The following is a 14,147-nucleotide window of genomic DNA, read 5'->3' as shown; positions in this document are numbered from 1 at the left end:
TGAAATGCCCCCATTTTTTATCACTTAAAGTTAAAATAACCTTCAATTTTATTTAAATACAATTTAACACATTAAATGAACGCATTTTATATATTAATGAATTATTAATTATAAATTAATTGAAAAAATAGATTCATATTATTGATTGATCTTTATAAGCTGGTCGATAAAAAAGCTGCTGATTCCCGCATCTAGGAACAGAGGGTACGCACTTATCGGGTGGGGAATTAGGTTAAGCCCCGAGCTGATAAATAGACGGAGAAATTCCGCTTAATTAATAATTATTATTAAAAAAGGGATTAAGCCCATATAATTGTGTAAAAAGAAAATGAGTCAAATTAATTCCTCATGGTTACAATGTTAACGGCTAATTAAACAATGTGGAGGAAGTAATTATGACTCAAGTACAGTTTAACCTAAATATCGATGATTTAAAAGATTCTGTTATGAACTCTAATATAGACGCTGTCATCAAAGCGTCCATCGTTTTGGTATTAAATTCTTTTATGGAAAAAGAACGTGATGAGTTCTTGCAAGCAGAATCCTATGAACGTTCTAACTTACGACGTGACTACCGCAATGGATATTATGAACGTGATCTAATTATTGGCATTGGAAAAATTACTCTTCGAGTACCACGTACTCGCAGTGGAGAATTTTCGACTACCGTGTTTGAACAATATGCTCGTTGTGACCAAGCTCTCGTATTAGCCATGCTTGAAATGGTTGTGAATGGAGTCTCTACAAGAAAAGTTTCAAAGATCGTGGAACAACTCTGTGGGCAAAAGGTGTCTAAATCATTTGTATCTACACTCACAGAAAAACTAGATCCTTTAGTGAATCAATGGGCAAGTCGACCTCTGAATACGATGTACTATCCCTATATCTTTGCCGATGCCATGTATATCAAAGTAAGAGAACATAATCGTGTTGTATCTAAAGCTGTATATATCGCAACGGCCGTTGACCAGAACAATAGACGTGAAATTCTAGGTTTAAGAGTAGATCATGGGGAGAGCACTGAAGCCTGGCAACGATTTTTCCAATACCTAAAGTCAAGAGGACTACAATCACCTAAGCTAGTTATATCTGACGCACATCAGGGGTTAAAGTCTGCCATTGGTACAGAGTTTGTTGGATCCTCTTGGCAAAGATGCACAGTGCATTTCAAAAAGAATATCATTACGCATATGCCCAAAAAAGGCATGGACGAAGTGAAAATGGGTTTAAAAAGAATATTTGAGGTAACGACCGTTGAAGAGGCAAGAAAATATAAAAATGAGTTCATTGGGCAAATGGGAGATAATCCAAAACTAGAAAAAGCGATAGAGATATTAGAAGAAGGCTTCGAAGATGCCATTCAATATTTAAATGAAAAACCAAAATACCATACGCATATTCGAAGTACGAACTCGTTAGAAAGAATCAATGAGGAAGTCCGGAGAAGAGAGAAGGTAATTAGAATATTTCCTAATACACAATCCGCATTCCGATTAATTGGTGCGGTTTTAATGGACTATGCTGAGGAAGTAAGAAGAAGAATAATTCGGGACCAAGAAGAGAAGAAATAGCAACCGCGAAGCGCGAATTTTTGGTGTACTGGAAGGGGGGTACCCCCCTTCCAGTACACCAAAAATAAATCAGCTGCTTAACATTGTTTTTCATCAGGAATGAATTTACACATAATAATGGGCTTGACTAAAAAAGGCTTAAATAGACGGAGAGATTCCGCCTATTTACTCAAAAAACGTGAAAATAGGGGATTTTTCTTTGCATAAACGGAAATTCTCCGCTTATTTACCCCGAAACGAGCTCCATTCTGCATTTAACCGGAAATTCTCCGCTTATTTTACTTTTGCTGGTTACAGAGTAAACTTCCCCATTAATATAAAAATAAAAAGCTGCCAAAATGACAGCTCTGTTCTTCATAGTATTGCATTAATTCTATATGCCGAGTTTATTTCAACGAAATCTTCACAACATCTTCCAAATATTTCGTTGCACTATATCCAAAAATCTCCAGCTTTTTAGGAACCACTTTCTCACCAGTGCCGTTACCGTCCAACTTCATGCTTTGAACGGTTACGAAATAACGAGGCTGCTCGATTTCATCAAAAGGGACTGGGAATTCATTCGTATCGTATTCCGTCCCATTTTTATCAACGAGCACTCCATCCGTATTCATCTCCGTAGTAATCGGCTCGTTTTCATCTTCTCCCACAATATTGAAGTTAATCGCCTCATACGCTCGATTCTTCACTTCATGATCGCTTATGACAATAATGGAGGGCTGTCCAACTTCCAGTTTGTCGATAGAGATTGTACTGCCTGCATATTCAAAAGTTTGAGGATATTGCTTAGCAGCATCCAGTTCGATGGTTTTTGGGTCTTGAAACGTTAAATTAATAGATGCGAGTTGAACGTGAACCTCTTTTGGCTTTTCTCCGAAAAGGGGTTCAAAGTTTGTTTGAAAAGTCGTCCAATTCATGTCTTGCTGTGAATTCATAAAAGTGCTGCCATACAGATCAGTTTTTACAATTTTATTGTTCACTTCCAGATTATCAATATTAAGAACATCAATCATCTTCTCTGGCTTTTCATTATTAATACCATATTGCAGAATTGTTGCTGTTGGCGCAATGGTTAGTTTATCAAATCGAACCGGGATCCCCTCGACTTCTGTTTCTTGATTCAAGGCATATTCAACAGAAGGCTGTTTTGTCACAGGAATCTCGAAATTCCACTCCCCAGTTTCATATCCAGGGTACAGGGGAGTGCTAATAACTTTCTGGTCAGAGGAATCACGAATCAATTTCAAGAGCCTTGTGATTTTTAGTTTGATCGTTCCATTCTCCTTATTGAGTGGCAGCAGACTAATTTTTCCTTGATACACATTCTTCTCTTTTTTATTGCCATCTGATTTAAGGTCAGGGGGATTGTACCTAGGATGACCTTCCGTATTCATGAGTTCAAGTTCATTCTCCACAATAACCCCATCATCATAATTCATCATATATTGATTTTCTTCATTTGTATCTTCAATTTCATAAAAGACAAGCGTCTGAACATCATCAGCAATCACACTTCTGATCTTAATTTTCACCCCATCGCTTTCCGCTTCCAGGTTCATCCTTTCACCAAGGTCCTGTTGCAGAAAGGGACGTAATTCCTGATCTTTTTCTGTCCAAGTATAGTAGAGGCTAGTAAAACTCCCTGTAAAAACTTCTATCCCTATTAATAATGCTATAAAACTTGCAAATACAATGCCCATTCTTAAATGTTTCTTGTTCTTTTGTTGTCTGTCCTTTTCCTTTTCTACCAGCCTTGCTTTGACGTTCTCCATGAAACCGGATGGTATATGCAAATCTTTCATCCCATCGGTTAGATCTATCATGGTTAACATGACATCTTGAAAGCCAGCCAAATCCACCTGACATTCTTGACAATGATAAATATGTATCTCTAAATCAATCTTTTTCGGGCGATTTAGAGTTCTTTCTAAATAATCGATGTAATCCTTATAATATTCCTTACAGCCATTAAAGGATGAACCGTACCCCATTTCCAACCTAAGTGACTGAATTCCGGAAAACAAAAGCTCTTTCAGCTTTTCCACTGATATTTGGAGAAGCTGTGCCGCCTCCACATGTGAGAGCCCTTTTACATAGGTAAGGACCATCGCTTCTTTCTCGATGTCTTTCAATTGATCAAGTGCTTTAAATATACTCTGACGTGGTTCACCTTCCCCAGAAGCTTGTATACCTCTATCAATAGAAAGCTCACGACAAATATGTATGAAAATGGATGTAACCCATGTTTCGAATGATGTTTCACTTTTAAAGCGAGGCAATTCCTTGTGTACTTTTAAAATGGACCGGTAAAAAAGCTCTTCCATTTCCTTCTGGTTACTAAGATAGGACCAACCAAGCGTATAGAACGCCTGTTTATGCTGATCCAACCAATCGAAGATGGATTCCACGCTTTTTTTGCTTATTGAAGTGATTGAAGTAGAATCTATCTTTGCTGGGATCATTCATGCGTTCCCCCCTTTTCGTTCTCTATATGGTATTTATACTTTGAATTATCTTCCTATTATAATAGATTTCATTTAAAATTGGTCTATATTTCCTTTTCTTAACAAAAGTATCCTGCCACTATCTGCTATATTTTCCAAGCATTTTAATTAATAAAATCCCGGATTTCAATCTGAAGGAACCGATGCAGGAAGAAACCTTGTTACTTGATGTGTATTAAGTTCTGTGAAGTGTTAATAATTGTTAGAGATAAGTGAAAAAGGAGCGAGGGAAATGACCTATATAGTTGATTTTAAAAATGTGTCTACAGTTGGCTTAGAGTCCTCACCTATAGCAGAAGCGCTTGCTGGTTTACGCGCGAATGAAGCCCGTTATTTTATGAATAAATACAAGCATGAGTTTACGGTTGAACCAGCTGACGAAAGCCAGGAGACCATTGATTATGTGAACCGGATTTTGAAAGAAGAACGTGATATAGAGTTTGCGGCCAAACCTTTAGAAACTTCGCATTTCAAGTGGAAAATATCAATTGGGCTTACGTCTTTTATGAGGATGGTCTTGAGGTCAACGTCTTGTATACGTTAGACGGCCCAAAGCCGAAACGTGCCGTTGGTTTTAAGCTTTCGGAGGGGATGGAGGTGCCCAAGGAGTTAGAAGGGAAGTTTAAGTTTGCTAGACAGAAATCTAAACTAGCTGGAACAATTCGGGGCTCGTTTTTTGTAATTAAACGAGAATATTAAAGTAAGGAAAAGGGAAAGTCAAGGAATCCTGCTATTTTTCATATTCCATGCCGCGTGAATTAAAATAATGCAGCAACTTCCTTTAAGTAACCAGCAAAAATAAGCGGAGTTTTTCCGGTTAAATGTGGAACGGAGCTTGTTTCGGGGTAAATAAGGGAAGTTTTTCCGACTATTCAGCGCAAAATCCCCCATTTTCAATTTTTACGAGTAGATAGGCGGAATTTCTCCGTCTATTTATGCTATTTTTAATGATAATTACAAATTAAGCGGAATTTTTCCGTTTATTTATCTGATTGGGTGCTTAACATGCCACCTCCGATATGAGCGGATTCACATGATCCCAGATTCCCCCCTATCCTTTCATAGATTCCTATAAAATAAAGCTGCCTGGAATGACCGGCAGCTTTTTAAAGGAGTTATACTAAATAATCAATCAGTTTTTCTTTCGGATGGCCAAAGATTTCTGCTTCTAGCCTCCGTCCGGTCGGAGTAGCCGCCAACCCGCCTTCGGCTGTTTCCCTTAACGCTGAAGGCATTGACTGTCCAATCGCATACATGGCTCCAATAACTTCGTCACATGGAATCCTGCTGGTTATCCCAGCAAGTGCCATATCAGCAGCTGTCAAAGCATTGGATGCACCCATTGCATTCCGTTTCACGCAAGGCACTTCAACGAGACCAGCAACCGGATCGCAAACAAGGCCCAGCATATTTTTTAAGGTAATGGCCATCGCTTCGGCTGATTGCTTAGGCGTACCTCCAGCCATTTCAACAATTGCAGCTGCTGCCATCCCTGAAGCCGAACCTACTTCTGCCTGACAACCGCCTGCAGCCCCTGAAATGGATGCATTGTTTGCAACGACAAATCCAAACGCCCCTGCCGTAAATAAAAATTCAATCATTTCCTGCCTAGTTGGATTGAGTTTATCCTTTACTGCAAATAATGTACCTGGAACGACTCCCGCCGAACCTGCCGTTGGCGTGGCACAAATGATGCCCATTGCTGCATTGACTTCATTCGTGGCAACCGCCTTGCTCACCGCATCCAACAGCAATGTGCCGGTAAGAGATTTCCCGCTTTGAATATAGTTTTGCAGCAATACTGCATCGCCGCCTGTGAGTCCTGTGCGTGATTTTACTCCTTTTATGCCCCGTTCGATCGCCCGTTCCATTACGGTCAGGTTTTGATCCATTTTGGCAAGCACTTCTTCACGGGAAAGGCCAGAAACTTCTATTTCCTGCCGAATCATAATTTCGGCTATTTTAACCTGATGTTGTTCCGCCAGCGAAACAAGTTCAGCTACATTACGAAACATAGCATTTCCCCCTGAATCTACTAATCATTTATGTTTAATGCCTGAAATTCTATCATTCAACAATACGGATGACACTTACAACGTTGTCCAGCTTTTGCAGATCGCTTACCAACTGATTATTTATCTTTTCATCGGATTCAATGACCATGATGGCCATGTCGCCTTTATCTTTCCTGGCCACTTCCATATGACCGATGTTTATTTTATTTTGCGAAAAAATGCTTGTTACCGAGCTGATGACTCCAAAACGGTCATTATGAATGACGAGGATTGCAGGGTCACCCGATAATTTTAGTTTGAAGGAGTTGATTTCTGTTATTTCAATGGCTCCTCCGCCGATGGAGATGCCAATGATCTCCAGCTCTTTATCTTCCGCAAAAAGATTAATCTTTACTGTATTTGGATGTTCTGTAACGGCTTCTTCCTCTTGAAAGATAACCTCCATGCCCAGTTGTTCTGCTATTTCCATAGCCTCGGGGATCCGCTGGTCAAATGTATCAAAATCCAGTAATCCCGCAACAAGAGCTAAGTCAGTACCATGTCCTTTATACGTCTTTGCAAATGAGCCGTACAGCGAGAGGACGGCCCTCTTCGGCTGGCACTCGAACAGGGTTCTGGCCACGCGGCCAATTCGGACTGCACCAGCAGTATGTGAACTGGAAGGTCCAATCATAATCGGACCAATGATTTCAAATGCTGATCGATATTTCATTGTTTTCACCCGTTCCTATACTTATGATTCTTTATATTAATGTTCCTTTTGCATCCAGCCTTTAAGGAAAAATAGGGACAAGTTATAAAAACTGTCCCTATTCTGTATTAAAATTTACACTGCTTTCTTATCTGTCCGATCTTCTGTTTGAAGTTCCGCAGGTACACGCTTGTTGATTCCGAAAGCATAAAAGCTGATTGCCACAATAGCCAGGAAGACGATACCCGCAATTAGTGAAATACGAGTGTCTTCGTTGAACCACATACCAACAAGCACCGCTGTCAGATAGGCAATTGTCACATAGTTAGTAACAGGTGCAAAAGGCATTTTGAATGGATGGCTGGCCATTTTATCAGCATGAACCTTTCTGAACTTGATTTGGCTGATCAAGATGACAAACCAAGGAACCATACCTGGAAGAACACTTGAAGCATAGACGTACACAAACAATTTTTCTGGTGCAATATAACTTAACACTACACCAACGCCAAGGCCGATTAGAACGCCAATTGTACCGAATAAAGGCACTCCGTTACTCGAAACCTTCGCAAACGCTTTGGGAGCTTGCCCATTAACACCAAGAGTATAAAGCATGCGCCCTGCGCTGTAGATACCGCTGTTACATCCAGACATCGCAGCAGTGATAACAACAAAGTTAATGATTCCGGCTGCCGCTGTAATACCGATTTTTGCGAAAGTTGCTACGAACGGGCTTCCTAAAGAAGACAATTGATCCCAAGGATAAACTGTGACAATAACAAAGATTGCGCCAATATAAAATACGAGGATACGCCAAATTGTACTTTGAATCGCGTTCCTTATTGTTTTCTGAGGATCTTTCGCTTCACCAGCTGTAATACCGATAAGCTCTACACCTTGATACGCACCAACAACGAGTGATAGGGCAAAGAGGAATCCTTTAAGACCGCCAGTAAAGAAGCCGCCATTTTTCCAGAGGTTTGATAGGCCGGTCGCTTCCCCTCCGTTGCCAAGACCGAAGAAAATTAGGCCAAAACCTGCAACAATCATCAATACAATCGTAACTACTTTAATCAACGCAAACCAAAATTCGAATTCACCAAATGATTTAACAGAAATAAAGTTCGCTGCCCCAAGGATAACCATTGCGATTAGGCCTGGGATCCACGCTGGAAGATCTGGAAACCAATACTGCATATATGTGCCGATTGCGATAACTTCCGCCATACCAACAACTACCCACTGGAACCAGTTACTCCAGGCAGTCATATATCCTGCTATTGGATGGATATACTTATATCCAAATGTTGCAAATGAACCTGTACTTGGTTCCAAGTAGAGCATTTCGCCCATGGCGCGCATTATCAAATATAGAAAAATTCCTGTAATTCCATATGCTAACATAACGGATGGACCCGTCCAGCCTATTGTGCTGGATGATCCCATAAATAGACCTACCCCAATCGTTCCACCCAAAGCAATCATTTGAATATGGCGCGAACTTAAGCCCCTACTCAATTCCTTGTTTGCCATTTCGTTTCCTCCCCTGTACGCTTATTGTCAAAATTCAAGCAAGATTCACATAACCCCATGTTCATATTTATTATTTCAGGATAACTTAAGATAACATAATCACCAGAGAGTAGTCCACCCGAAAAATACAATTGTCTTTTTTCTTGAGATAGATTATAATAGACTGGTAGACGGAAGTTTGTACAGTTTGCAGAAATTAATAGGCTAATGCAAGTTCTCTAAAAGGAATGCCTAATTTCTCTGATAAATTTTCCAACATGTCTTTTGTCATACGATCCAAGTCGTATTGTGGATTAAAATCCCATTCTTCACGTGCGGCAGAGGCATCAATACTATTTGGCCATGAGTTTGCAATGCCTTGGCGTACAGGATCAACATTGTATGACATTTCAAATTCAGGAATGAATTTCTTTATTGATGCAGCAATTTGTTCTGGCTCAAAGCTCATCGCAGTGATGTTAAATGCATTGCGGTGCTTCAATCGTGAAGGATCAGCCTCCATCAATTGAATGATTGCTTCGATTGCATCTGGCATATACATCATATCCATAAAAGTCCCTTTACCAATGAAAGATGTATATTTCTTGTTTTTCAGCGCTTCGTAGTAAATGTCAACTGCATAATCGGTTGTTCCGCCACCTGGAAGAGTCTTGTAAGAAATCAGACCAGGGAACCTTACTCCGCGTACGTCTACACCGAATTTGGAGAAATAGTAGTCACAGAGCAATTCTCCGGCTACCTTAGTAACACCGTACATTGTGGTAGGCCTTTGAACTGTATCCTGAGGTGTCATATCTGCCGGTGTTTCCGGTCCGAAAGCTGCGATGGAGCTCGGTATAAAGAGTTTTAGGTTTAATTCACGGGAAACTTCAAGTGCGTTCATAAGACCGCCCATATTTAGATCCCATGCGAATTTTGGTTTTGTTTCACCTACCGCCGACAGCAGCGCAGCAAGATGGATGAGAGTGTCGACTTTATATGTTTTGCAAAGGTCAAGCATTGCTTTAAAATCCATCACATCAAGGATTTCAAATGTACCTCTTTCGATGACTGGATTGCCTTCAATACGGCGGATGTCTGTTGCGATAACGTTTTCTGTTCCGTACACTTCTCTGAGACGGTGTGTCAATTCAGAACCGATTTGTCCAAGACTGCCAGTTATAAGAATTTTTTTCATAAGACTTTACCTCCTAAGGTTTCTACTATAAATTTTTCAATTGATTCTAGTATTCTGTTATTCTTTGTAAAATTTTAAATGATTAGATAATAGACAACTCTTTGCCAATTTTTTCATAAACTGCCAGAACCTCATCGATCATTTCCTTGGTATGTGCAGCTGTAGGCATATTTCTAACCCTGCCTGTACCTCTAGGAACCGTTGGGAAGGTAATCGATTTTGCATACACGCCTTCTTCCATCAGCCTTCGAGAAAATAATTGGGTAAGATCTTCTTTTCCAATAATGCATGGAGTAATTGGAGTTTCGGAATGGCCAATATCGAAACCAAGTTTCTTTAAGCCTTCTTTTAGATATCTTCCGTTTTCCCAAAGCTTTTCAACCTTTTCTGTCGATTCAGTCATAATATTGATCGCTTCAATACAACCGGCAGCATCCCCAGGAGTCAATGAAGTTGAAAACAGGAACGGACGTGCCCGGACTTTCAGCCAGTCAATCAATTGCTCTGACCCTGCTACATATCCGCCAACGACGCCAATCGCTTTTGAAAGGGTCCCAATCTGCAGATCAATTCGGTCTGAGAGGCCAAAATGCTTGACTGTACCAGCACCGTTACCCATTACACCTGAGCCATGAGCATCATCTACATATGTGATTAACCCAAACTCTTCAGCAATTTCAACGATTTCCGGAAGTTTTGCTACATCACCGTCCATTGAGAAAACTCCGTCCGTAATGTACATGACTTTTTCGTATAAACCGCTTTCGATCGTCTCTTTCGCAACTCGGCGTAAATCGTCCATGTCCTGGTGTTTGACGCGGATAATTTTCGCTCCAGATAATCTGCATCCATCAATGATCGATGCATGGTTTAATTCATCCGAGAGAATAGCATCCTTCTTAGTCATAAGAGCTGAAATAGCACCCATGTTGCAATTGAACCCTGACTGGAAGGCAATTGCCGCTTCGGTATGTTTGAACTTGGCAATTGTTTTCTCTAATTCATTATGAATGCTCAATGTACCATTGATTGTACGGACTGCACCTGCTCCCAACCCATACTTATCGATTGCTTCATGCGCCTTTTGCTTCATTCTTTCATTATTGGCAAGGCCAAGATAGTTATTGGATGACATATTGATTAGTGATTTGCCATTGATGGTAACTATAGGGCCATTGGGTCCTTCTACAGTATCAATAACATTGTAAAGACCATTTTCCCTCAACTCGTTCAGTTGGGGTGTTAAGAAGTCCTTTAAAACCATTTTCGCCAAAATAATTCCTCCTCTTAAATTACCTTACTAAGGGTTCTTCACATAACAACTACTCGTGTTTTTCATCGGGAACATCATTTTAATACCGCTTTACTTGAAAGCGATTTCAGATGCCTCCCAAAAAAAAGCAATTAGTTTTCAATAAATAATTACTCCCTAAATTTTCAAATCGTACTTTTTGACCGAATGATGTTATGCTATTGAATTGGATTTGTCATAATAAACTTGTTTAGTTGATTCATATGTTCAGTGCTATTCTATAATTATGTCGGAAAAGTGTCAATACTGTTAGAAAAAGACGAATCATTCAGACTAATGCCTCTATTAAAGAAAGATAGAGAAATAAAGGGTTCATTAAGGCTGGCTAGAAATCATTTTTTGCTTTTGGAAAATCTATTGAGCAGCAACAAATTCACATTAATCCTGAAACAGGACAAACAACCTTTATACCGAACGGGACAAAGGTCGTTTGTAAATATATTTACTTACCATTTAATACACATCACGCTGATAACGCCCTTGCTTCTGCATATCTTTCAGATACGCTTCTGCTTCATCGCGGCTCATGGAACCCTCTTTCTCAATTATGTTAATAAGTGTTTCATGGACGTCCTTCGCCATGTATTCCTTATCTCCACACACATAGAAATAAGCACCTGTTTGCAGCCACTCGAATATTTCTTTACTGTGTTCTTGCATTTTATGTTGAACATATACTTTTTGAGCGCCATCGCGAGAGAAGGCCGTATCTAACTTAGAAAGTACTCCCTCTTGCAGATATTGTTCCAACTCATCTTTATAAAGGAAATCAGAAGCTGCATGCTGGTCCCCAAAAAATAGCCAAGAGCGGCCTGTTCCTCTATTCACTGTACGTTCCTGAATGAAAGAACGGAATGGTGCAATACCTGTCCCAGGTCCAACCATAATAATATCAGTATCTTGAGACTCTGGCAGATGAAAATGTTTATTTGCTTGTATAAAAACTGGAAGCGTATCTCCTTCATTCACACGTTCCGCACATAATACAGAGCAAACCCCTTTACGGTCGCGTCCATGAGCTGTGTAGCGTACAGCACCGATAGTTAAATGAACTTCCTCTGGATTCGCTGCAATGCTGCTCGCAATCGAGTAGAGCCGTGCCGTCATTTTTCTTAATATAGAGACAAATTCTTGAGCAGTTGCTTTCCAAGGACCGAATTCACGTACCATATCAAGTAAATCCCGCCCATAGCAATATTCCTTCAATTGGGCTGCATTTTCAATCTGGATGAGCTTTTGTAACTCTTCGTTTTCTGTAAAGGCAGCTGCCTGCTGTAAAACCTTTTTAGATAGCAGTGTAATTTCAAAATAGGTAGTTAACGCTTCCATTAGTGGAAGTGTTTCACCTTGCTTATTGATTGTTACAGGCGTTGCTTCATCCCAGTGCATCTCCTCAAGCAGGGAAGCAACAAGTTCTGGATCATTTGAAGGAATAATACCAAGGGCATCACCTGGCACATAAGAAAGCCCCGACCCTTCTAGTGATAACTCAATATGCCTTGTTTCTTTACTAGAGCCTGCACCATTTATATTAATATTTTTAAGAATTTTTGCTTGAAACGGATTTGTTCGTGAAAATGTTGTTGGAACTTGTTTGTCTTTTTGGTCAGTCTTTGTGTTATCCAATGTTTTTTGCATGGTTCTTAACCTCCAAAAGTAATATATACATTTTAACATTAATTTTGGAAATTCGATGTATATTTTTTCACAATTTTCTTTCCAATTCCAAATAAATTTACCAATTAAAGTTAAAATGGGTACGAGCTTTTATTTCAAGGTTTTTAAAATAAAGTTAACAAATATATATATAATTACAACATGATAAAATCGATAGATTGGAGATAATAGCAATGGTAAGGATATATTTGCTCCAGCGATTGTACTTGCCTTATTAATGATTATATCAGGTAATTGAATATTGCTAAAATTTTAAACGATAGATTTAGTTATTTTTTTTAGAAATAGCTTGTTTAAAAAGCCTCCTAAATTGCTCCCGATCTTCTGCCGTAAACGGCTTTGGTCCCTTTGTCCGCTTTCCGCCTTTTCGAGCCATTGCACTTAAGTATCGTGTTTGTAATAATTGATCAATGTTTTCATTGGTATACCTAAACCCTTTATGGTGTAGGACGATACAGCCTTTTGGTAAGCCTAGCGATGCAAGTCCATAATCTTGCGTGACAATGATATCACCTGATTCGGCTAACTTCATAATCCGATAATCGGCAGCATCCGCTCCAGAATCAACATAAATAATATCCACTCCTGAAGGTTGTTCCGCATTAGAAAAGTGCGAAAAACTCGTAACAAGGATAACAGGAATTCCTGCTTTTCCTCCTTCCGATATAATAATATCTTTTACCGGGCAAGCATCCGCATCTACATAAATTTTCATCTTTATCTCTCCTATAAAGAAGTTCGAATTACTTGTGATACTATTGGTAAATTACGCTTTTGTCAAACTATGGAATCAGAAGTACGGTGCTTTGCTTTGTATAGTACCTAACCTCCAGTATGTTTAGAAATTACCAACCAATTAGAAAAATCCTAATTAACATTAATTTAGTTAATCAGGATTTATTAAAACGAATTAATGCTTCTTTCTCAACAGTAGTAACTTCATACCTTATAAACTTAGATTGGCCCTGGGGTATATCCTAAAAAGGAATCGTGGGCTGAAAAAATACCTTCTTGTTGTAAAGGTTTAAATACCCGAAACTTACGGAGTTGTTTTCCATAAACATGGATGGTTACTGCCGTTTGATCGCCCTGGGTTTCAAGGATATGACAATCCGCTGGGGGCAGGAGTTTGCCAGTCATTTGCTGATTTACAATCAATGTATCCGTTTGCCTGAGCTTTACTACACTTTCTGAAATCTCATCCACTCGAAGATAGTTCGTCACCTTGATCTGTCCAGCCACAACCCCTTCGGCTCCCCAAGTACCATCGTGATCATGGAGTAACGTTTTCTGCCCCGGCTTCCAGACAAGTGCAATGATCTCAAAACGATCCCGCGGATCGCAATATAGGGAATGGCGGGCATAACCTTCCGAGCTGGGCTTGCACTTTTCGGGCGAGAGCCAGGATGTGGTACGAAGCAGCTCACCGAGCAAACGCTCTGCCTCTGCCACCCGAACGGCCTCACTCTCATTTCTCTCTATGATCCATGTCATATCTCGAATAAAGTCAACCAGGGTATATTCCGTCGTTTGATTTGTCATGATACATTGTCCTCCTATGAAGGATAATTTCTTATTGAAAATTATGGGATAAACCTTTCCATAACCACTATCGATATCTTTGTTAATTCTTTAATATGAGAAATCTTTATCTCAGGTCTGAAAAA

At 39.7% G+C, this 14,147-nt stretch carries 10 protein-coding genes and 1 pseudogene; 2 read left to right on the top strand and 9 right to left on the bottom strand.

All coding sequences use genetic code 11. The features are described 5' to 3' along the window. The first annotated feature begins 395 nt into the window (after nucleotides 1-395). Entirely contained in the window at nucleotides 396-1,571 is a 1,176-nt protein-coding gene (locus AC4QJR_RS03320) for an IS256 family transposase (RefSeq protein WP_496525277.1), read from the top strand. Between the two features lie 386 nt (nucleotides 1,572-1,957). On the opposite strand, the gene AC4QJR_RS03315 is transcribed toward AC4QJR_RS03320, so the two are convergent. Continuing rightward, nucleotides 1,958-4,033, bottom strand: a complete 2,076-nt coding sequence (locus AC4QJR_RS03315) for a DUF4179 domain-containing protein (protein WP_496525276.1) — start codon at nucleotides 4,031-4,033, stop codon at nucleotides 1,958-1,960. A 274-nt stretch (nucleotides 4,034-4,307) separates the two neighbouring features. Here AC4QJR_RS03315 and AC4QJR_RS03310 point away from each other — a divergent pair. After that, nucleotides 4,308-4,774, top strand: a pseudogene (locus tag AC4QJR_RS03310) (DUF8821 family protein). Nucleotides 4,775-5,190: 416 nt separating this feature from the next. On the opposite strand, the gene sdaAA reads toward AC4QJR_RS03310, so the two are convergent. The 8 genes from sdaAA to AC4QJR_RS03270 all read right to left on the bottom strand — a co-directional run bounded on the left by sdaAA (nucleotide 5,191) and on the right by AC4QJR_RS03270 (nucleotide 14,022). After that, nucleotides 5,191-6,090, bottom strand: coding sequence for an L-serine ammonia-lyase, iron-sulfur-dependent, subunit alpha (sdaAA, locus tag AC4QJR_RS03305; RefSeq protein ID WP_098576020.1), 900 nt, complete (start codon nucleotides 6,088-6,090; stop codon nucleotides 5,191-5,193). A 52-nt stretch (nucleotides 6,091-6,142) separates the two neighbouring features. Continuing rightward, entirely contained in the window at nucleotides 6,143-6,802 is a 660-nt protein-coding gene (sdaAB, locus tag AC4QJR_RS03300; RefSeq protein WP_496525275.1) for an L-serine ammonia-lyase, iron-sulfur-dependent subunit beta, read from the bottom strand. Nucleotides 6,803-6,916: 114 nt separating this feature from the next. Next, a complete protein-coding gene (locus AC4QJR_RS03295) occupies nucleotides 6,917-8,314 on the bottom strand; it encodes an amino acid permease (RefSeq protein WP_496525274.1) in 1,398 nt (465 codons plus the stop codon). A 196-nt stretch (nucleotides 8,315-8,510) separates the two neighbouring features. Further along, nucleotides 8,511-9,491 (bottom strand): L-threonine 3-dehydrogenase, encoded by a 981-nt coding sequence (locus AC4QJR_RS03290; protein WP_496525273.1) that lies wholly within the window; start codon nucleotides 9,489-9,491, stop codon nucleotides 8,511-8,513. A gap of 82 nt (nucleotides 9,492-9,573) precedes the next feature. Continuing rightward, nucleotides 9,574-10,755 carry a glycine C-acetyltransferase gene (locus tag AC4QJR_RS03285; protein ID WP_496526606.1) on the bottom strand — a complete coding sequence of 394 codons (1,182 nt, stop codon included), beginning with the start codon at nucleotides 10,753-10,755 and terminating at the stop codon, nucleotides 9,574-9,576. Between the two features lie 501 nt (nucleotides 10,756-11,256). Beyond that, nucleotides 11,257-12,441: a sulfite reductase subunit alpha gene (locus tag AC4QJR_RS03280; RefSeq protein WP_496525272.1), complete on the bottom strand. Its 1,185-nt coding sequence runs from the start codon at nucleotides 12,439-12,441 to the stop codon at nucleotides 11,257-11,259. Between the two features lie 304 nt (nucleotides 12,442-12,745). Continuing rightward, entirely contained in the window at nucleotides 12,746-13,195 is a 450-nt protein-coding gene (locus AC4QJR_RS03275; protein WP_496525271.1) for a YaiI/YqxD family protein, read from the bottom strand. A 239-nt stretch (nucleotides 13,196-13,434) separates the two neighbouring features. Next, entirely contained in the window at nucleotides 13,435-14,022 is a 588-nt protein-coding gene (locus AC4QJR_RS03270) for a cysteine dioxygenase family protein (RefSeq protein ID WP_496525270.1), read from the bottom strand. Nucleotides 14,023-14,147 lie beyond the last annotated feature (125 nt).

The sequence above is a fragment of the Neobacillus sp. BP17 genome (genome assembly GCF_059579525.1).
The sequence above is the reverse complement of the archived record's forward strand: the minus strand, read 5'-3'. Positions and strand labels throughout refer to the sequence as shown.